The organism is Enterococcus sp. 9E7_DIV0242 (assembly GCF_002140975.2).
Lineage (GTDB): Bacteria > Bacillota > Bacilli > Lactobacillales > Enterococcaceae > Enterococcus_L > Enterococcus_L clewellii.
The window spans coordinates 4,351,923-4,373,821 of sequence record NZ_CP147247.1; the positions used below are offsets into that span (position 1 = coordinate 4,351,923).

Genomic DNA, 21,899 nt, shown 5'->3' on the forward strand with positions numbered 1-21,899 from the left:
ATTTGAACGTTTATCTTTTTCTAGATATGTATTCTGGTTAACATTTAGTAAATCAAGGTGTTTTTTTGGTTAATCAATCGGAAATTTTCACAAAAGTAAATAATAATCTAAAAAAAATCTTAACATATCTTTAGTTGACTTCATTTTTTGATATAGGTATAGTAAATATGAATTATTTGTTCTTATAGAAAAGAATGTGATGCAGATTTCTTATTATGAATGTAAATGGGTTTTGTAATAAGAAGCTAATGTGTGTCCGGATGAGCTTGGAAAAGACATAAGCAAATCATAGGGAGTGCTCTTATGAGCAACTTGTAATTAAATGAGCAATGCTTGATGAAAGGACATAACCAAACCGATGAAAAAAACAGCTAAAACAGGAATTATTGTTCTACTTTCTATTATCTTTGTACTGGATGCTTTAGGGTGTTATGCGGCACTGACGTTTTTTAGTGCAAAGGAGAATGTGGAAGCAAAAGCAATTGTGACGAAAAATAAGGACTTCAGTGGAGACGATCAAACCAGTGAACAAGAAGTCAACGTTCTGCTGATTGGAACAGATACCAGAGATGATGATGGAGATGGGGGACGATCGGATACCTTGATGGTTGCCCATTATGACGGCAAAACAAAGCAACCAAAGCTGATTTCAATTATGCGTGATAGCTTTGTAAATATTCCCGGTTATGGGGTTGGAAAAATAAATTCAGCCTATGCATACGGTGGTGCCAAGCTTACGAAACAAGTATTGAACGAAAGCTTTGATTTACCCATCAATTACTATGCGATTATTGACTTTAGTCAGTTTAGTGAACTGATCGATGAGCTTTATTCGGATGGGGTAAAGATCGACGCTGAGAAAGATATTAATCTGGATGGTGTTGATATTTATCAAGGAGAGCAAAAGATGGACGGCAATACTCTGTTACAATATGCGCGATTCAGAATGGATGAAGAAGGAGACTTTGGTCGTGTTCGGAGACAACAACAGGTGATGAACGCACTGACTGACCAATCTGCGAACCTGATTCCTATTTTGAAGCTTCCAAAGGTTGCAGGAGAAGCCGTTGGAAAACTGGATACCAACATGCCAACAGATTTAATTATTGATTTAGCAAAAGATTTTCTTATGGGAAGTGTCAAACCACTTGAAACATTGTCTGTTCCAGTGGAAGGCAGCTGGGACTTTAACGATAATACTTCTGCAGGAAGTGTCATCGAAATCGATGAAGCAACAAATGCACAAGCCATCAAAGAATTTTTTTGAATCAGAGTAAGAATTTTTTTTAGAAAAAGGACGTTGCGAAAATTTTGTCGCAGCGTCCTTTTACTTATCTATTATTTTCCAGTAGCGATGAATGGTGCAACCATACCTGCTAAAGCTTCGACATTTCTTGTTTGAATTAGAACAGTTCCTCTTCCGTGGAATTCGTTGACTAATCCTTCACCAGTAGTGAAGCCGAACATACCGGAAGCTACTTTGATATTGTAGTCCAGTGATTCTGTCCAAGCGACAACGTGCTGGTTATCGATGATAAATGGTTGGTTTCCATCTAGTTGAAGCTCAACGATGTCCCCATAAGCATTCACCAATAATGTCCCTTTTCCGGCAGTCTCCATTACGAAGAAGCCGCCTGTTCCGCCAAATAGAGAGGTGCTTACCTTTTGACGTTTCATTTCATAAGAAACTGTTGCATCACATGCTAGAAATGCCCCGTCATTCAAACGCCAATGCTCCATCCCAACTTCCAATTCTTTGATTGCGCCAGGTGTTCCCGGAGCTAAAGCGATGACTGCATTATCGCTTAATCCTGTTGCTTGAGTAATGAAGAAGCTTTCTCCACTAGTCATAGAACGTCCTAATGCACGAATCGCACCACCAAGACCAGATTGACCGTTGCTGTTCATTTTTCCTTCAAGATTGATCTGACCATTATGGTAGACCATCGCACCTCGTTCTAATTGAATCATTTCTCTGTTTCTTAGTGAAACCTCAACTAAAGGAAACAGTGTGTTTTCTGTCATTGTAAAATTCATTTTTCTCCCCCTTATTAATGTAATGTAAATAGAGACTAGTTTAATTATAACTTTGTTCTCAGATAATTCAAAGAAAATTCGAATTTTAAGATTCAAACTTCACAGTTCTTCTATAGATTAAAGATAGACTGAATATGGAAAGTTGAAAAACGGATGAAGATATGGGGAGTGGGAAGAAATGAAGGAAATTCTAAGAATGGAAGGTATCTCTAAGAGCTTTGGTCATCAACAGGTTTTGAAAGATATCGATCTTATTATTGATAAACCGGAAATTATTGCGTTGGTTGCGCCAAATGGGTCTGGGAAAACAACGCTGCTGAATTTGATTGCAGATATAGAAGAACCGAATGCAGGAGAAATAACTATTTTAGGCAGGCGGAATGTAGATTATCACATATTTTATGACATGTCCTACTTGCAGGACCCATCTATTTTATACCAGCATCTGACAGGCTGGGATCATATGGAGTTTATTCGCAGAGAGCATAAGAAGACAAAAGAAGACATGCTCGCACTTGTTGAAGAGCTGGGGATGACTCAGTATATGAGTAAAAAAGTCAAAAATTATTCATTGGGGATGAAGCAGCATCTACTTTTGGGAATTGCTTTGATGAATGATCCAAAGCTTCTATTAATGGATGAGCCGTTAAACGGACTCGATCCTTTTAGTATTGAACAAGTTCGAACGATTTTGAAGAGGCTGCATAGCCAGGGCGTAACGATTATTCTTTCGTCTCATAATTTAGATGAAATCGAAAAAGTCACAGAGACGATTTTGTTTTTACATGAAGGTCAGCTTGTTTCAAAAGAAAACATTAAAATAGAAGAAATCGAGTATGAGTTTGTCCTTGCAGAACAAGAGCTTGCTATGAAATTTTTAGATAGAATCGATGTTCCTTATGAGATTTGTTCTTCCTATAAAATTAGAGGAACTTTTGTATCTGAACAGTTGTTGGCATTCAAAGCCTTCTGTTCTGAACAGGAATTGACTGTGTTTGATCAGCGAATGGCAAAAGGCACATTAGAAACGATGTACTTCAATTTATTTGCCAGTAGGACGCAGTGTGTGAGCTAAATGATGTTCGAATGGGTAAAGTGGAAAAGAAACCCTAAAAATTTATTGTTGTTAGGTATTTTATTTGTATCATTAGCCGTTCAGCTGACCAATCAATGGGATCGCAGTACACGAATAGGTGCTGAAGATCACGAAGTATTGAAGGCTATGGCTGATGAGATACAGCCTCCGCAAGGGTATCTAGGAACGCCGGAACCATACAAGATGCTTCACCATCTTGATGAGAATGGTGTTTTTTTATCTGAGAAGGATGAAGCACAATATAAGACAGTGGTTGCTATATTGTATCTTTTAGAAGATGAGAATACCGCAAGAAATAACCGAGCGTGGGAGGAACAGCTTGCTGTACAGACGGAAAGACTGACACTTCAGAAGGAGTATATAGAGGCCGGCGGGACAGAATGGACGCTGCTCTCTCTCAAAGAAGTGAATCAGCAATTAGCACGAAATGAGTGGTTGCGCACAAAGGGCTTGACCATTGAGGAAATGACTGCCAGTCCAAAGGGAGTCTATTTCATTTATTCATTACTGCAGCAGGCTATGGTTTTCGGTGGGTTGATTCTGGTTGTTGCATTATTTTTCTTTGACTATTTATCAAATGAATATGAACGAAAAACGTACTTATTTATGTCGGTACAACCAGTAAGTAAATGGCAACGGTATTTCCGAAAGGTGAAGACAGCTGTATGGATTACTGGTGGGACGTATATACTCTATCTTGGTATCGGCTTTTCTGTCGCTTCTTTGCTGTTCGGTACTGGAAGCGTGCATTATCCAATAATAGTAGAAACAGCTACTACGTTCTATCCTATTTCTGTAGGCAGCTATATTTTAGCAGTTGCTAGTCAGCAATTGCTATTCATGGTCTTTATTATTCAAATACTTTTGCTTCTTTCGTTAGTACTGAAAAATGCACTGGAGGTTTTAGCAACATTCTTAGTACTTCTTTTTCTGCCAAATATTCTTGCATATGTTATTCCAGCGGTAAGCCATATTGGGCAATGGCTGCCATTTTTTTATATGGATGTAACACGCTATCTGACAGAAGGCTTTGGTTTTAGTGAAGCCTTCTTGTTGGGAATAACAGTGTTGGTGCTCGGTAATATAACGATTTTTCAAGTGAGCAAATGGACGGTGAGGAGGCTAAGATGAACAGCATTCGTTTTGAAGAGAAAAAAATCTGGAAACAACGAAAAAACTATGTGCTGGTTGCAATAGGTTTAATAGTGATTGTAGTACTGTTTCTATTCAACAGACATATGGGGATCGTAGAAAATAATGAAATAGATCAAGAGGCTGTGTTTTCTGGGCCAATTCTTGGTCGTAAAGAATTTGATACGGAACTGGAGGAGTATTTGACCTCCGTGAATCTGATGATTGATGAACAGGAAGCTACTTTTCTTGCAGCGGCTGACAAAGGAGAATCCTTGGAGGAGTCGTTAACCCTGCCGACCTATCCTTTCTACCGAGCAGCACTCAATAATGAACTAATTAATAAAGAGCTACCGCCTTATTCTATGCGTTATGGGACACAAAGCAGTGTATTTTCTGCCATCGTCTTAACAGGGATTGCCAGTCTATTAGGAATTATCTTTTTCCTATTTTTATTTGGCGATAGTCTGACAAAAGAGTTTGAGGAACGAACAATGAACCTCTGTTTGACTCAGCCAATCTCACGCGTACGACTATATCTATTGAAGTATTCGCTGACAGTAGGGCATTCCTTTTTACTGACCATCTTTCTTGTAGTGGTTGCAAGTCTAATTGGGTTAGGTATATCAGGAGCTAGCTCATGGCAATATCCGATAATAGTATTTACAGAGATGTCTATGACATTTATACCGATTATTCAATATATGGCACGTGTTCTCGGCTTGTTTCTTTTTGTCCTGTTGTTTTGCTTTGCCATTCACTTTTTGTTCAGCACATTGTTTAGGAAAACGACCTTTTCCCTATTGGCGACTATTTTTATACTAGCTGAGGGGCATTTTATCAGTGTATCTTCAAATGAAGTCTTAAGGAAGATTGCTCATCTAAATCCTTTTACTTATCTAAATGTTGGTAAGCTGTTTATCGGCTATGATTTTCGGGAGTATGGTCAATACAACATTGAAAATCAAGAATATTATGCCAATTGGTGCTTGCCGCGAACGCTTCATAATCCCCAAATTGAGTTTACCCAGGGGCTTTTGGTTTTAGGTGTGACAGCGCTATTGATCTTTTGTATTGGCTGTTACTGCTTTAGAAAAAATATCCGTTTGGATGTGTAAAAAGAATAAGGCTTTTGTGCTACCTGATCGCAAGAAGAAGGAGTTTACTTTTTAGCATACAACACATAAAATAGTAGGGTATTCATTTATTGGAAGAAGGAGCTTATGCGTGAAGGATTATGTGAAACGAACAATGACCTTTTTTAAGGAAAAAAAGATAGATAAGCTATTGATCGGCTTGGGGTTGATTCTCTTGGTCATCGCCAGCAATCTCTATTTACAATGGTGTCAAAATGATCTTTCCGTCGTTCTTGCCCGTAATTTTGCTTTTTCTTGGCATACAGAGAAATTCTTTCTTGGTTGTCTGGTCTTGGCAGTTTTCTTACTATTTTTGGTTACGTTGGCTGGTTCGATTGGTATTGGAAGCCTACTTTATACAATCATTCTTGGGGTTCTTGGTTTTGCGGATTACCAGAAAATGTTTTATCGGACAGAACCGATCTATCCAGATGATTTAAAGATGATCACTGAGTTTGGCTTACTACGTGAAATGGTTGGAACAGGACCGTTCGTATTGATTCTGGTTATTGCAGCCATAGGTATTGGTGCATTTGGTTACGCCGTATATAAAAGTTTTTTCAAACCGAAAAAGCAACAGATCGTTCGGGGGATTCTATTTGTATGTTCGATTGGCCTGCTTGCATATATCAGCGATTTTAATAACCCAAATAATCTCCTGAGAAAAGCGTACAATGAGACAGCGCTGTGGATTCCATATAGTCAAAAAATGAACTACTATAATACTGGTTTTATTGGTGGTTTTCTTTACAATTTGAAAGTTGTCGCAATGGAAAAACCAACGGACTATTCGAAGGAACGAATTGAGGAAATTGTTGAGGAGTACGAAGAACTGGCGGACAAGAAAAATGAAACAGCTGCTCAGGAAAAACCGAATATTGTTTTTGTCATGAGTGAGAGCTTTTCGAATCCTCTGGCGTTAAGCGGTGTGACGGCCGATAAGAATCCTTTGGTAGACTATCAAAAAATTGCGGAGCAGACCTATAGTGGACAGATGCTTTCCCAAAATTATGGTGGTGGTACCGCGAACATCGAATTTGAAGCACTGACAAGCTTTTCAATGGAGCTTTTCAATGCACAAATGACGACGCCCTATACGATGCTGTTACCGAAGTTGGATGAAGTTCCTTCTATTGTCTCTCTATTGAAAGAAGAAGCCTATCAAACAACGGCGATTCATCCTTACAATACATCAATGTACAAAAGAAAAGATGTTTATGAGCTGTTGGGCTTTGATAACTTCCTCTATGAAGACACAATGAAGCATACGGAAAAGATAGAAAGTAATCCCTATATTTCTGATGCAGCGGCTTATCAAGAGGTTATGGATTTACTTGGCGATGATGAGACACCTCAATTTGTCCATCTTGTGACGATGCAAACGCATATGCCATACAGTGATAAGTATACTGCACTAAATTATTCCTCTCAGAGTAAAGGCAATAAAGGTGCTATTGACAGCTATATGCAGGATATTGCATATAGTAGCGAGGCATTGAAAAACTTTATTGAAGAATTGAATGAGCTTGATCGACGAACGTTGGTCGTTTTTTGGGGAGATCATTTGCCGAGTATCTATTCTGATGAAATAAAAGCAGACAACGATGAAGTGGCACTGCATAAAACAGAGTTTATGCTGTATGACACGGCGGGAGAATTGACTGAAAAAGCGGAACATGAAGTGACGACAAGTCCCTTCTATTTCGCACCAAGCTTGGTTGAACAGAGTAATTTAAAAACTAGTGGCTTCTATCAACTGTTATTAAAAGTGCAACAGGAACTTCCGGCATTTGAAAAAGGGTTCTATTATAAAGACGGCAAATGGACGAAGGAGCTTTCTCTGACGAAAGAGCAAGAAGCGTATTACAAAGCATACCAGCTGATTCAATATGATATAGTCTCAGGAGATCAATACAGTATGAAGTCAGATTTCTTTGCAGCAAGCAGAGAATAGCTGATTACATCAATAGTAGAGTTCAATTTAAGACAAAGTATAAAGTAGTACGGTAAATGGAAGAAAGAGTAGATGATTTTTGAAGGAGTTTCATTATGGGGTTTAAGAAAAAGGACAATCAGTTATACTACAATCCAATTCGAAAAGCTGTTTTATCGCATCAGATGATTGAGGCAGGAGATAAAGTGGCGATAGGAATGAGTGGCGGCAAAGACAGCACGAGCCTGTTTTATTTTCTAGATATGATTCAAAAACAGGAACGCTTAGGGTTTTCCTTTGAAATTGTGCCGATCTCACTGGACATGGGCTTTGAAATGGATATTCAGCCAATGAAGGAGTTTGTGGAGCAACTGGGGTATGAACTAGACGTTGTTCCAACAAATATTGCCCAAGTTGTGTTTGATATTCGAGAAGAGCGTTCCCCTTGTTCGCTTTGCGCAAAGCTGCGAAGAGGGATCTTATACAAACGAGCAAAGGCTTTAGGCTGTAATAAAGTAGCGTTGGGACATCATTTGGACGATGCGATAGAAACCTATTTCATGAATTTTCTATTTCATGGAAAGATGGCTAGCTTTGAACCCATCAGCTATTTGACGAAAACAGATATTACTCTTATTCGTCCGCTGCTCTATCTTCAAGAACGTGACATTATTCGACTGGTAAAAAGAGAAGAACTACCAGTGATATTCAATCCTTGCCCAGTGGATAAGAAGACAAAGAGAGAAGAGATCAAAAATCTCGTATCGAATCTTTCAGAAGATTATCCAGATATCCGAGAGAAGTTCATTATGGGAATGGAACAAGGAACAATGGAAGATTTCTGGCAGAAAAGTATCAAAAAATAAGTAACTAGAAAAAAAGCATCCAAGCAACTATGGAATAATCCATATGCTTGGATGCTTTTTTTTTGCCTGTATTTATATAGATGGGAAGATAGAAAAAAGGATTGAGCCGTCAAAATAGCGCACTAAACTCTTTTCATAAGTAATAATCGAAAAAAGAAAAATACTTTCTTTAATTAATATACTTTGAGAAAAAATTTGTTTTTCTTAATAAAACAATTCTAAAACAAACTAACAAAGAAGTCTATAGGTTTTTTATCATTTATTTCTCTATAATTCGATATTTTTGAGAAAAAAGAAATATATTATTTATTTTTTGGTAATAATAGAAATACTGATAAAACAGTAAAAACCATTGATTTATATGGTGTTTCAGGTCTTTTTGCCGTCATCTGAGCCGTCGGATTTTTTTGAAGTAAGAAATTATTATTTGATATATGATTTGATTTAGTTCATTTTTTCAATCTAATATTATACTATTTCATAGTTTAGCCTGTTAGAAAGCCGTCGAAAAGACCGTCAAATGTAATAGTAATCTCTTATTAAGAAAACAAATTTTTTCTCAAAGTATATTAATTAAAGAAATTTAAATCTCATAAAAAAGTTATGTAAATTAAGAAAAAAGCAATAATCGAAGGAGGAGAGTCATTAAATGAATGCAGGTGTTATCAACTTATCAGTAGAACTTGCTGAATCTTATTCAGAAGAACTTCAAAAAAATGATATCAACGTGATCCCCTTGACAATAGAAAATTTTGAACAGAAGATGTCTGAACTTGATGCAGTGATTATTAGAGAAAATACGCTAGAGGATACAGCGCAGACTTGTAGTATTTTACTAAAGCTTAAAGAAAACGCGGATATCCACGTTTGGGTATTTTCTTCAGGTTCTCAGAAGGTTATGCGAACAGTTTATCTTCAATTGGGTGCGCTGGGTATCATCTCTGAAGAATGTGAAGAAGATGAGCTGCAGCTGATCATATCTAACAGTTTAGGAAAGAAAAATGTTCGATGCGGCAAGCAATCGCTCAATGAAGACGAAGCAAGTCCGGAAGAAGCAGACAAGCTGAAGCTCATTCCAAGAAATCACAGCGTGAAGCTTCATGGAAAAAAAGAAATCCCGTTAACGAAGCTTGAGTATAAAACGCTTGAGCTACTCTATAAAAATAAGAACAATACGGTAACCTATGGAGAGCTATTTGAAGAGGTATGGAAAGAGAAATTCATCAATCAAAACTATCGTGTAGCGAATCTAGTTTTTCATTTGAGGGAAAAAATAGAAGATAATTCTGTGAGCCCTATATTTATTCGTACCGTTCGTTCTAAAGGGTATATGTTGGATTTATGGGATTCTTCAGTAGAAGAGTCGTAGTTTTAACCTTAATCAGTATTTCATTTCCTGAAATGGTCAGGGTCAAAACACAATATGAAATCTAATGATCTTGCCCGGGAGGGAGATTGAAATAAATGTATCTTGGTCAAAGGACAAGATACACAAATATTGAGGAAAGGAGGAAGAAAATGAGAATAGAAAAAAAGAACTATGTCTTAGGTACAATTGCTGTTCTTTTTAGTATCCTTTGTATGTATTTTGCAATGAATACGAACTTATTGAAAGCAAATGAAGCCGTTGGATCATATGGGCTTACGGGAGAAAATATTACCGAAGAAGCCGCATTTTCAGGAACAATTCAGGTTGATTCAACAAAAGAAGAAACGTTGAAATTGGAAGTAAGTGGAGAGAATGATGGCATTCTCTATGCCGAAAATCTTCAAGAAGCTCTTCCAGCTGAATATCAGGAGAAAGTTGAATTTAAGGATATCGATGCCGGTAAATCTGTAGCAATGACAGTCAAAAAAACTGACGGAGCTTTGGAAATACCAGTAACAATCGAAACAGAGCTTTTTGCTGAGGCATCAACAAGAACTCTTTCGTTAAAAAAATCAGATGAGGTCCTAGAAACTCTTGCGTTGGAAACAACAAAGGACCCAGAAGCAGATGTCCCTGTCCAACGTTCTGTGATGAACCTTTCCACTAGCATAACACCATTCGCCCTTGCGGGAGCCACAGAAGTCACTACTTGGGATGAATTTGTTTCAGCTTTACAAAATCCGAGTGTCACAGGCATTCAGTTGATGAACAATATTGCGAAAGGCTCATCATCTGCTACACCAGGTACGATTACAAGAAGCGTAGCAATTGATGGAAGTAGCAGCGATGGCTTAACGCAATATGAGCTTGATATGGGGAGCTTAGCAACAACAAACTTCCGTATCACGTTAGGTGCTGCAGCAGCAGGTTCTGAAATTCGTTTTCAGAATTTGAATCTGAAAGGGTCAGGAACTGCTTTTACGCTGGATTCGGCGATTGTTTATTCAACCGCTGCTAATAGTGCAAATTGGACAGCATCCTTTAACAATGTTTCTCTTTCAGAAGGGCATACTAAGCGGATTGCTTATCTGCCTAATGGAAGTATTGTCATGGATGGTGGTGAGTTCAATTTTTCTCATTCGGCAGTTGGCTCAGGTAGTGCCGGAGGAACCTCTATTACGGCTGGCTGGCATAAGCTGTTTGAAGCGAAAAACATTCATATCACAAATGGCAGTAAAGTTTCCGGTGAATTTTCAGACATGTTCTTAGCGTCAAGTGTCGCAGATTCAACGATTCGTGTTGATCAGGGATCCGTTTTAGATTTGAAAAACTCTCGAGTGGCGATGATTGCGATCGATGGGGCACGGGCGACTGTTCAATTTGATGGTGAAGGAACTAGAGCTACGTTATATGGTTCTCAAAGCGGTACCGATCGGATGGGTGGCTTGCTCTGTGTTGAAGGAGCCAACTCTTTGATCGAAGTAACTAATTATGCAGAGTTCGATCTTCATTCTGCTACCCACCCATGTACAATTTTGATGGGGAACTATAGTGTATTCAATATCAAAAATAATGCAGATTTTAATGTGAAAATCGATAACGATGCCAGTGGGAATGCTTACGGCGCCGTGATGCGTTTTAGAACATCGAATTATATGGAATTTAATATCGACGAAAATTCAGTTTTTTCTCTGATAAAAGAACAGAGTTCACGTTCCGAAACACTACGCCTGTCTGGAAGTGACAACACAGTCAATGTCACCGGTGGTTCAAAATTCTTTGTCCATAATAAGGGGAATCAAGAAGGGATCAACTATGACGGAGGCAGTCGGAACAGTTTCTATCTGAAAGACAAAAACTCCAAAGTGGAGGTTATCTCTGAGCAAGGTCGAGGCATTAACGCCGGCACTTACTTTAAGGTTGCCGGAGAATCAGGAACAGAATTTACAGTAGATGGGTATGGAAGTTCCAATGCGGCTTTTAGTTATGGTAATAATTCACAATTAGAGTTCCATAATATGCTTTATTATGATTTCCGAAACAATAGCGGTCATTCTGTATTCGATGGAACAGCTACACTAAATAGCGTCTATTCTGATGTTAGTATCTGGAAACAGGGAAATGCTAATCAGTTGGAAGGAAATCCTTATAGAGCATGGACGTTAGTTGACATGGGACTATACGGTGCCGGTGAACGCTATACAGTTCATAGCTCAAGAGCGTCTGCATATCGAACCTTTACAATGCCTTTGTTAGGTTTGACAGGCACATATACGACAGATGATGCCGTTCATTCCGTGTTAGGAACAACCGCTGATGATATGCGATCTATGGCTCGTATCAGTGGAAATAATGCTGATCCAGTCGTAGATGAACTCAGAATACCAACGAACGCAGACAAATATGCTTTTGGACATGTAACGATTCCGGAGGGTGTTGAAGGTCAGCGTGATGCGTGGACAGACGAAGTAACGGTTGTTTTAAAAGTTACAAAAGCGGATGGAACCACGTATGAAATCAATGGTAAGACTGTCGGTGATGATGAAATCGGTGATGGCTTGTCAATTTATGGCGAACCAGACAGAGCTGGGATGTTCCAGGCTGAAAATCGTGGTGGTGCTTTCTTTGAAGAAGGTGACACAGTCGAAGTTCTACGCGCTTGGCGTGGGGGCAATGATGGTGATTTGAATCCTGATCCTACCACTGTGCATATTGGTTATCCTGGAGATGATGTTCCTGGCGATCTTGCTCCTTGGGTAGACGCACCAGTAACAGCTATCGATGTCACACCTCCAACTCAGGCAGTTGTAGATTCAAGTATTACTTTAACCAATGCAACAAAACAATTAAATGGTACAAGTGATGAAAATGGTTCGAAAGTTTTTGTTAAAGTCAATGGTACTTGGTTGAGAGATGCAGCTTCCAATCTGCTAACTACTACAGTTACAGATGGGAAATGGGCATTGAATCTTCCTGGATACCTGAACACTTCAGACAAGCTGGATATCTATTTGAAAGACACAACGGTACTCAACGGTGATCCTGGATTTACATTACCAGTAACCTACACAACAGAACCTGATGGTGTGTACGGAAATATCAATGAGGAAGTAGATGGTTATGATAGCTATGCTGGGTATCATGATGCAGTAGACTCTACTTCAACAGGCGGTTCAGATGAGCGTTTTGATTCAGCTGTGCGTTTGATAGCTAAGGACATTATTCCAGATGCACCGAAACTGACCAAATATTCAGTATCTAGTGGTGGTACTACAACTTCCATTGGAGATGAAGTGACCTACACGTTGACTGCTAAAAATGATAAAGCAGACTCTGTGGATTGGACAGACGTAGTCTTGGAAGACATATTGGCAACTGGCTTAGATTTTGATGCGACTGATCATGGGATCACGATCAAACAAATCGATGCTTCCGGCACAGAAACAAATGTCCCATTAGCAGCTGATACCTTTGACTACAATGAAACAACCCGTTTGTTGTCGATCAAGCTTGGCGATATTCCTGCGAAGTATAGCTATGTCGTGACCTTCAAAGTAACGATAGGAAACGATGCTACAGTGGATCAGGATATCATGAATAAAGCAACGGCTAAAGGGTATTCGCCACAAGAATCGCTAGACCCATTTGTTCCGGGACCAATTACCGGTCCATTTAAGGTGATCGATGTCACCTCAGATGAAGTCGGACTTCCGGGTGGTACCTTGTATGGCATCCTACAGTTGACTTCCGCACCAACAGTTATCGATTTCAAGACACACACAGTCACAATGAATGACACACGGGTGGAAGAACCGGAGTTGAACATGCCTCTGACCGTTTCTGATAGTCGGGGCAATCTGAAGAGTTGGACATTGACAGCGACATTAACGAAGGAAATGGCGCATATGGGGGATACGACAAAAATCCTACATGACGCAATTAAATTCAATAATGGCACGACAGAAGACGCTTTGGATGGGGATTCGACCTTGATTAAGACGTATACACATCCGTCTGCCGGAGATTACGTTGTCAGTAATGACTGGAGTTCCGGAGGAACCGGGCTCAAGCTGGAAGTTCCAGCCGGTTCGGTAAGAAAACTTGGACAATATCAGGCGGAAATCACTTGGCATTTAGGTGACACGCCTTAAACATGGGGAGGAGAAACATGAAAAACAACATCATTCATCTGATTCGACTCTCCATGCTCCTGTTGCTGACTACCGCTTTTACAGCTGGTGTACCAACCAGTATTGCGGCAGAGAACGGTGGAGCAGTCCAAACCAATGGAGTCATTCAGTTTTATGAAGAAACAACGAGTAGTACGACAATACCCAGTACGTCTACCTCAACACCTGTCACAGAGACGTCCTCTTCGGTGTTGCCAGTCACAAAACCTGCTGGGAAATATCCCTCTACAGGGGAACTGGTGAAAAAAAGTCTGGCTATCAGTGGGTCCGCACTTGTTGTCCTTGTGCTTCTGTTCTTTTTCTGGAAGCGCAGAAAGGATGAAAAGGAGGCAGACAGCCGATGAAACAGAAACTATTTTCAGTCAGTCTGCTTGCTCTACTTTCTTTCGGAGTGAGCCATTCCGGAACGATTGCTTATGCAGATCCTAGTGTGACGAACCATGGCGTTGTAGAATTTGAAGGCGACTATGGCAAGGATGTACGAGATCCGGAAAATCCCGGAACGATCGTTGATCCCGGCCCAAGTCCCAGCACCGACGGTCCTTTACGGATTGAGTTTGTGCCTCAATTAGGCTTTGGACAAAATAAGATCACGAAGGGCGACCGCCTCTATGAAGCGAATGCTCAGCTGTTCTTTGGAGACACCAATCCTAGAGGAAACTTTATTCAAGTCTCTGATTATCGGGGAACCGGCGGCGGCTGGACGCTTCAGGTGCGTCAGGAAACTCAGTTTCAAAATGCCAACACACTCAATAATGAGCTGAAGGGTTCAGTCATTTCCTTTGATAAATCCTGGGTCAACTCGACATGGGATTTGTCAAAAGCGCCGAGCGTGTCTAAAGATGTCGTACGAATCAACAACATCGGAGAAACGTATACACTGGCGGAAGCGTCTAAAGGCAATGGGGAAGGAACGTGGCTGATTGAATTTGGTGCCTCAGAAGAGAACACCAATGGTCAGACCAATACGTTAAGCCCTAGACTGACGCTAAACGGCGAACAGGTGGTAGACCCTGCATTTGAGAACAAGCCTGTTTATAAAAACAGTGCAGTCACTTTGTCTATACCGGAGGCAACTAAAATCGATCCGGTGCCTTATACTACGGTGTTAACTTGGATTCTATCTGAGTTGCCATAAATGCAACAAACAAAATACACACACATATCTTAGGAGGAAAACACACATGAAAAACACACACAAATTATGCGGCGCTGCCCTATTAGCAGTAATTGGATTCGCAGTAGCAGCACCAAGCGCAACACAAGCAGACTGGAAAGGTGACGGTATCGTAGAATTCGAGAAAGATACAACACCAGATACAATTACACCACCGGATACTGACGGACCAGTATTGCCTTACCCACCAGTAAACCCAGATCCAGCGGATCTGAAAATCGTTGCGGTAACACCGTTAGACTTCGAAAAACATGCAATCCTAACAGACGGAAGTGACCAAACTTACACAGTAAAAGCATTCAACGATGCAGCTTTCGGCGACATGGAAAACTTTGTAGAATTCAAGGATGTTCGTTCCGTTGATGAAAACACCTACAAAATCGAAGCAGAATTGACAACACAATTCGCAAACGGAAGCAGTGTGTTGACTGGTTCATCAATCAAGTACAACAACGTTCGTGTATCAACAAACGGTTCAGCTGGTGCGAACGCATTGGCTCCAGAAGGCGTTGTAACGTCTCCTGCTGCTCTTGAATTGGGCAACAAAGTAACTTTCTTGGATAATACAAGCACAACTAAAGGTTTCGGACAATACAAACTAGCTTTCGGTCAACGTGGCTTAGCTGCAACTGACGCTGGTTCACCTGAACAATCAGTTAAATTGAATGTTTTGGGAACAAACGCTAAAAAAGTTGGTACGTATAAAGCTGAAATTACATGGTCAATCACTGCTGCGCCATAGATCGCAGAGTAAAAAAGAAAGACAGTAAAGTAATGAGTCCCCCCGATAGTATCGGGGGCTCATTTCTGATTGAAGGAAGGGAAATTATTTTGAACAAAAAATGGCCGGTTTTACTTTGTTTGGTATACATATTTTCATTCATTGGGTTTGGAATGACCGCTTATGGGGAAGAAACAGACGCTGATATCACGAATGCCGGAGGCTTCAGTTTTGAAGTGATCCAGCCGGAGAATCAGCGTGATAGCAGCAAAGGCTATTTCGATTTACGAATGACTCCAGGGCAACAGCAGACGGTCCAAGTCAAATTAGTCAATCCAACAGACATAGAAATAACAGTAAGTGTAAAGTTAAACGGAGCGAAAACAAATAAGAACGGTGTGATCGAGTATGGTCCGAATACCTTTGAAAATGATGCTTCATTAACGTATGATTTTGTAGACGTTGTGAAAGGTCCGGAAGAAATCAAGATTCCGGCAAACGGTGAGACAACATTGGATTTGGCAATCAGCATGCCGGCAGAACAATATGATGGTGTGATCACCGGTGGGATCGAGTTGCAGAACTTGAGCGCTGATTCGACTGAAAATCAAACAGGTTCTGTTATCAATAAGTATGCCTATTTGATTGGCATGGTGCTATCAGAAACGGATACCGAAGTTATGCCTGATTTAGCCTTGAATAAGGTCTATCCGGAATTAAGCAATTACCGCAATTCAATCTTTGTGAACTTTTCCAATACACAGGCAGTTATTGTCGATGATATGACGGTGGATGCACAAATTACAAAAAAAGGCTCTGATGACGTCCTTTATGATACGAAAGTAGCCTCCATGCGGATGGCACCCAACTCAATGATCGATTTCCCTATTTCGATGCAGGGTGACCGAATGGTAGCGGGCGATTATACAGCCAAAATCGTAGTAACAACAAAAACTGATCGTTGGGAATGGACCGAGGATTTCAAAATCACCGACGATGATGCCGATAAGTTTAACAGCGAGGACCTAGGGTTGCTTCAAGAGCAAGGGGTCGATTGGACACTGATTGCCATGATCGTAGGCGGCGTATTCTTAGTGGTTGTAATCATTTTCGTGTTGATTCGCCGATTCGGTAGTAAAAAGAGCAAAAAGAAGCGCGGAAAAAAACGTCCCAAAAAGAAGACAGGAAAAAAATGAGTGATGGATTTGGAGGATAGGTAAATGAGTGTATTAGATTGGTTGTTCATTGGCTTACTATCGAGCGCTATCCTCTTTCTATTATTTATGGTTTTAGTGAGCGTGGGTGCTTTACTGACCGGACGTAATGTAAAGAAGTTAAAGCAAAGAAAAGTCAAAAACAAAAAGAAACGAAAAAAATTGAAGCGTGCGATCCGTCAGATGCAGGAAAAGCGAAAGCAGCAATGGATAAATGTACTTCTGCTATTGGTTCTTTCTATTGGTCTGGGGGGAGGCGCCATCTATACGCGCCATTATCAAGGAACGACATTGGGCGAAAGAGATTCAGATGCGTTGACACAAGGCTATTATTTGGTAGATGAGATCAAAGGACAGCTGGAAGGTGCGGAGAGCGCAGAAAGTAAAACAAAGGTTGCCAAGAACATCAAAGACCTGTCCGGGCGACTTTCCAGCTATGGAACGCGTGTGGCCAGCCAACGGCTGACGTTAGAGAATCAGAGTATGTTGAACAAGCAATATAACTACATGATGGAGCTAGGCGTTAATCTGAATGCACAAACGGAAGAATTTCTGAGCGATCCGGAAAAACTGGCTGAGTTTGAAGCTGACTTGGAGAAAGTGCGTACGCATCAGCAACAAGTGTTGAAGCAGTTGAAAATCAGTGAAGATTCTCTAAAGAAAAAGGATAGATAAGAGTTGAGGTTCAGCGATGAAAAAGCCCAAAAAGCGGAAGCAAAGAATAGCCCCTTCGTCACCTACTCGCAGAACGAGCGCGACCACAAGTAAAAAAGCAGACAGCGCCAGCTTGTCTAGAAAAAAGAAAAGAACCATACAGAAAAAAAACAGCGACCGGCATCCCCAAAAGAAGACACGGCCGACTGCTCGTCAACGGAAAAAAGAACCTGAGAAAGCAATCAAAAGGATCCTGCTTCAATTAGGACTCAGTATCTTTTTGACGATCGGCTTGGTTTACCTCATCTCCTTATTCACTTTTACCATCCAACGGATGGAAGGCTATATGATGGCTCCAACAGTTACGGATAGAGAGGTCCTGTTTGTCAACAAGCTCGGAACGGTTCGCCGTTTTGATTTGGTGTTGATTGAGGATGAGCAGGGGATACGGTCTGTTCGGCGTGTTGTCGGATTGCCAACGGAAAGCATCTCCTATAAGAACGATGAGCTCTTTATTAATGGTACCTATCAAGTCGAGCGTTTTTTAGAGAAGAAGCTGTACGAGACCCATCAGATGGGGATGATTTTAACGAAAGATTTTACGATATCCCAGGTTACAGGAGAAGCCATGATCCCCAAAGAAGAATATTTTGTCTTGGGCGATAATCGAGCCTATGCGCAGGATAGCCGCGATTATGGGACGGTAAAGAAAACGCAGATTGTCGGTATTGTCAAAGCCCGACTATTTCCCTTTCACAAACTGAGTGGATTTTAGTTTCTCACTATAAGGAGTAACGTTATGGAACAGAAAAGGAACAGAAGAAAACGAAAAAAAGGGACGGGCAATAGACCCTACAAACAAAAGAGAAACGTACAGAAACAAGCGTCCAAGGAACCGCAGTCATGGCTGGTCAATGTTCTGATGGTGGTGTTTCTTGCCGGGCTTCTCTTTTTTTTATTTGCTTTCCAAAAGCACACCGTGGATGGGATTTCGATGGACCCAACCTTAAAAGATGGTGATCGAATCGTCATCAGGAAAACGAAAAAAGTACAACGCTACGAACTGATTACTTTTGAGCCAAAGGACCAACCGGGAAACTCATTTGTTAAACGAGTGATCGGGTTTCCGGGAGACCACATGAAGGTCGAAGAGAATACCTTGTATCTAACTAGCGGTCGATCCTTCGAAAATCAGAGTGATCTGCCGGATGGGACCCTCAAAGTATCGATTGCTTCCGAAGTCCAATATGCCTTGAGTGGTCTGACAGAAATCCCGGAGGATCACTATTTTGTTTTGGGTGATAATCGAGAGAAGTCAAATGACAGCCGCAGTTTTGGATTGATTACGCAGGATCAAATCGAAGGGGTCGTTGTTTTTCGTTATTTCCCATTTGCTTCGATTGGCTCACTTCGTTAAGTCGTTTGGCCGGTTGCTTGTGAGCCGTGGGTGAAAATTGAAAGAGAAAGGGAGACTTATGGATAGAAAAAGAAACACGTTTATAAAGGAAAAAGGGCGTTGGTTAGTGTTAGGCTTTGCCTTACCGATCATTGTATTGGTTATTGCGTATGGGCTGATTGGGATTTATCCGGGTAGTGAAAAAAGTATCATGGCCAGTGATTCCTTTAGCCAGCTGGGCAATTTCTTTGCCAGCTACAATACCATGTTAAAGGGAGAGGAGAGTATCTTCTATACCTGGTATGCTTCATTTGGATTGAACTACTGGTCGCTTATTTCTTATTACTTAGGCGGGGTGTTTACACCGTTGGTGTATTTCTTTGATAACCAGCAGATACCGGAATTTCTCTATTTCTTAACCTTGCTTAAATTCGGGTGTTCCGGTTTGGCGTTTTGTTATTACAGCTTGGAGACCTTCAAGCTGCCGAAATGGGGGCATGTCGGGCTAAGTATTTCCTATAGTCTGATGGGCTTTGGTTTGGCCTTTTCAGAGATGGTGATGTGGTTAGATACCTTCATTTATTTGCCATTGATCATCCTGGGGATTCATCGGATCCTGGAGAAACGAAAACCAACACTGTTGTTTGTTAGTTATGTCTTGTTATTTATTTCCAACTTCTATATGGCTTTCATGGCCGGGCTCTTTACGTTTCTTTATTTCTGTGCACGAGCACTATTGTTGCAAAAAGGGCAACGAAAACAGCCGATCGTTATGTATCTGACGACCTCCTTATTAGCAGGTGGGGCATCCATGGCGATGTTGTTGCCCACCATTCTGGATTTGAAAAACAATGGGGAAGCGATGTCGAAGGTACAAACGATCTTGACCGATGGCACCGGTCCATTGGACCTGATTGCCAAGAATTTCGTAGGGGTCTATGATACGACGATGTTTGGGGCAGTCCCTTTTGTATTTGTTGGGTTACTGTCTTTGATCCTCTGTCTGTATTTCTTTGTCAGTAAACAGACCACGAAACGAGAGAAGTTGGTTTATGGCGGTTTATTCGCTGTTCTGATTCTCAGCTTCTACTTGGAGCCGTTGAATCTGTTCTGGCATGGTCTGCACACGCCGAACATGTTTCCGTTTCGTTATAGCTTCGGCCTTTCTTTTCTAGTGATTGCCTTAGCCGGTTACGGCTGGGAGCGACTGGACAAACAGGGAATTGATCGGCTGTTGAATATCGTGTTGGTGCTCGTTTTACTGTTTACCGGGGTCAAATTAGTCGGTTCCTATAGCGGTTCGTATCACTATGTGACCTTGTTGTCCTTTGGGGTGACAGTGGTTCTGAGCTTTGGTTATTTAGGTCTCTTGTTCTTACAGAAGAAGCGTCCTACAAAATGGTTAGGCCTGCTCTTTGTTCTTGTTATTAGTATAGAGAGCGGCGTCAATGCCTATAGTATTTTTTCTGGTATTGAAGGGGAGTGGTCCTATCCAACGGTGGCGAAGTACAACGGTTCTTATTCGGACATCAAAACGCTAGTCGATCAGACGAAGGAAGAGAACGCCTCGTTTTATCGAATGGAGACCTTGGATCCTGTTACAAAAAATGACAGTTTAGCCTATGGCTATAGTGGAGTTGGCATGTTTTCTTCGATTCGTAACCGTCATTCCTTGTCCTATCTAAATGATCTGGGCTATCGTTCCTGGGGAACGAATCTACAGATCAATTATCTAAACAACACCTTATTAATGGATGTTATTTCAGGAATCAAGTACAACCTGACAAAAGAAGACATGCATAAGTTCGGATTTACTAAACAGGCGGAAAGCGGCGAGTATGCGCTCTATAGTAATGCATACGCGATGCCACTAGGTGTATTGACGAATGAACAGGTCTATGAGGAAGGAAAAGTGCGGAGTCAGACCTCTCTGTTCAACCAATTAGCGGAAAAAGATTTTGAGTACTATACGTTTATGGAGCCGGAATTAGTCGAGCTGGATAATGTAAAGCTGGAAAAATCTGAAGGGTTGGTTACCTATCGGGCAAAAGATGAAGAGAAATATTCAAAAAAAATCGTCACTTGGGAAGCTGTGATTCCGGCAGGAAAACAGGCCTATCTTAGTTTAGCCCCTTACAATTATGATGATCTGGGTACGGCGAACATCGAGCTGAAGGTCAATGGGACCAGCCAAAAGACCCGAATCAACATGACGGGTCAATACTACGATTTGGGGATGTATGAAGAAGAGACACTTGTAGAATTTTCAGCAACGCTAACAGGTAGTACGGTATTCAGTTTCTTGACACCGGATATTGCTTTGTTGGATCTTGACTTGTTTGAAGAGGCCGCTTCATCGATTCAGCAAAAGGGCGTTGCTTTCACAGTCTCTGGACGTACAGCAAAGGCTGAGGTGGTAACCAACGAAGAGCAAGTATTGTTTACTACGATTCCTTATGATCAGGGCTGGACAGTCTCTGTAGATGGGAAGCAGGCAGAGATTCCACGTTTCAAGGATGCCTTTTTAACCGTAAAGATTCCAGCCGGGACCCATACGGTAGAATTTGTCTATCTGCCACCTGGCTTGACAAGCGGCAGCCTACTAACCGTTGGAAGTGTGTTTCTCTTTGGTGGTTATCTGTTTGTTTTAAGGAAACGAAAAGGCGATCTATTCTATCAGGTGACGACAGCCGATAGAGAGGACACTGAGTTAAAGTTGGAAAAAAAGGTAACAGAAAGTGAAGCAACAGAAACGCTGCAGTCGAGTACAATCGAGAAAGCAGAGTGCGAAAATTCTTCTTTAGGTATAGTAGAAGAGTCTGTACCAGAGAGTGAAGGGAAAGAAGAGCCTTCAGAAGCATCTTCCTTGATGAGTTCGTTCACCTTCAGTGACAAGCAGGAAGGCTTCGGCTTCTCCCTCCACACAGAAACAGAAGTAAAGAAAGAAACAGAGGAGCCTTCTGATCAAGAAAAATAGCT

The 21,899-nt window shown here is 41.0% G+C and carries 17 protein-coding genes; 16 read left to right on the forward strand and 1 reads right to left on the reverse strand.

Annotation, left to right across the window (positions count from 1 at the left end):
- Nucleotides 1-358 precede the first annotated feature (358 nt).
- On the forward strand, nt 359-1,267 hold the full coding sequence (locus A5888_RS20285) for an LCP family protein (protein WP_086349261.1): 909 nt from the start codon (nt 359-361) through the stop codon (nt 1,265-1,267).
- 71 nt (nt 1,268-1,338) lie between these two features.
- Here A5888_RS20285 and A5888_RS20290 read toward each other — a convergent pair whose 3' ends face one another.
- Complete coding sequence (locus tag A5888_RS20290) at nt 1,339-2,037, reverse strand: TIGR00266 family protein (RefSeq protein ID WP_086349262.1); 699 nt, start codon at nt 2,035-2,037, stop codon at nt 1,339-1,341.
- A gap of 178 nt (nt 2,038-2,215) precedes the next feature.
- Between A5888_RS20290 and A5888_RS20295 the strand changes: the two genes are divergently transcribed.
- From A5888_RS20295 to A5888_RS20365, 15 genes are all read left to right on the forward strand, one after another.
- The gene (locus tag A5888_RS20295) at nt 2,216-3,112 is read left to right on the forward strand and encodes an ABC transporter ATP-binding protein (RefSeq protein WP_086349263.1); all 897 of its coding nucleotides are present in this window, start codon (nt 2,216-2,218) and stop codon (nt 3,110-3,112) included.
- Between the two features lie 3 nt (nt 3,113-3,115).
- A complete protein-coding gene (locus tag A5888_RS20300) occupies nt 3,116-4,264 on the forward strand; it encodes an ABC transporter permease subunit (RefSeq protein WP_170924776.1) in 1,149 nt (382 codons plus the stop codon).
- Nucleotides 4,261-5,382, forward strand: a complete 1,122-nt coding sequence (locus A5888_RS20305) for an ABC transporter permease (RefSeq protein WP_170924777.1) — start codon at nt 4,261-4,263, stop codon at nt 5,380-5,382. The genes A5888_RS20300 and A5888_RS20305 overlap by 4 nt, the downstream gene beginning before the upstream one ends.
- Nucleotides 5,383-5,503: 121 nt before the next feature.
- Nucleotides 5,504-7,354, forward strand: a complete 1,851-nt coding sequence (locus tag A5888_RS20310; protein WP_422389758.1) for an LTA synthase family protein — start codon at nt 5,504-5,506, stop codon at nt 7,352-7,354.
- Between the two features lie 95 nt (nt 7,355-7,449).
- Entirely contained in the window at nt 7,450-8,199 is a 750-nt protein-coding gene (locus A5888_RS20315; protein ID WP_086349266.1) for a tRNA lysidine(34) synthetase, read from the forward strand.
- 649 nt (nt 8,200-8,848) lie between these two features.
- Entirely contained in the window at nt 8,849-9,568 is a 720-nt protein-coding gene (locus tag A5888_RS20320) for a winged helix-turn-helix domain-containing protein (RefSeq protein ID WP_086349267.1), read from the forward strand.
- Between the two features lie 149 nt (nt 9,569-9,717).
- Nucleotides 9,718-13,719 (forward strand): pectate lyase-like adhesive domain-containing protein, encoded by a 4,002-nt coding sequence (locus tag A5888_RS20325; protein WP_170924778.1) that lies wholly within the window; start codon nt 9,718-9,720, stop codon nt 13,717-13,719.
- Between the two features lie 17 nt (nt 13,720-13,736).
- The gene (locus A5888_RS20330; protein ID WP_249274475.1) at nt 13,737-14,102 is read left to right on the forward strand and encodes an LPXTG cell wall anchor domain-containing protein; all 366 of its coding nucleotides are present in this window, start codon (nt 13,737-13,739) and stop codon (nt 14,100-14,102) included.
- Complete coding sequence (locus A5888_RS20335; protein ID WP_339101774.1) at nt 14,099-14,896, forward strand: WxL domain-containing protein; 798 nt, start codon at nt 14,099-14,101, stop codon at nt 14,894-14,896. Before A5888_RS20330 ends, A5888_RS20335 begins: the two co-directional genes overlap by 4 nt.
- 46 nt (nt 14,897-14,942) lie before the next feature.
- Complete coding sequence (locus A5888_RS20340) at nt 14,943-15,677, forward strand: WxL domain-containing protein (protein ID WP_086351138.1); 735 nt, start codon at nt 14,943-14,945, stop codon at nt 15,675-15,677.
- Between the two features lie 89 nt (nt 15,678-15,766).
- Nucleotides 15,767-16,852: a DUF916 and DUF3324 domain-containing protein gene (locus A5888_RS20345; protein ID WP_086351143.1), complete on the forward strand. Its 1,086-nt coding sequence runs from the start codon at nt 15,767-15,769 to the stop codon at nt 16,850-16,852.
- A gap of 24 nt (nt 16,853-16,876) precedes the next feature.
- Nucleotides 16,877-17,545, forward strand: coding sequence for a hypothetical protein (locus A5888_RS20350; protein ID WP_086351139.1), 669 nt, complete (start codon nt 16,877-16,879; stop codon nt 17,543-17,545).
- A 16-nt stretch (nt 17,546-17,561) separates the two neighbouring features.
- The gene (gene lepB / locus A5888_RS20355) at nt 17,562-18,299 is read left to right on the forward strand and encodes a signal peptidase I (RefSeq protein ID WP_086351140.1); all 738 of its coding nucleotides are present in this window, start codon (nt 17,562-17,564) and stop codon (nt 18,297-18,299) included.
- Nucleotides 18,300-18,323: 24 nt separating this feature from the next.
- Nucleotides 18,324-18,941, forward strand: coding sequence for a signal peptidase I (lepB, locus tag A5888_RS20360; RefSeq protein WP_086351141.1), 618 nt, complete (start codon nt 18,324-18,326; stop codon nt 18,939-18,941).
- Between the two features lie 58 nt (nt 18,942-18,999).
- Nucleotides 19,000-21,897, forward strand: a complete 2,898-nt coding sequence (locus tag A5888_RS20365) for a YfhO family protein (protein ID WP_339101812.1) — start codon at nt 19,000-19,002, stop codon at nt 21,895-21,897.
- Nucleotides 21,898-21,899: the final 2 nt, after the last annotated feature.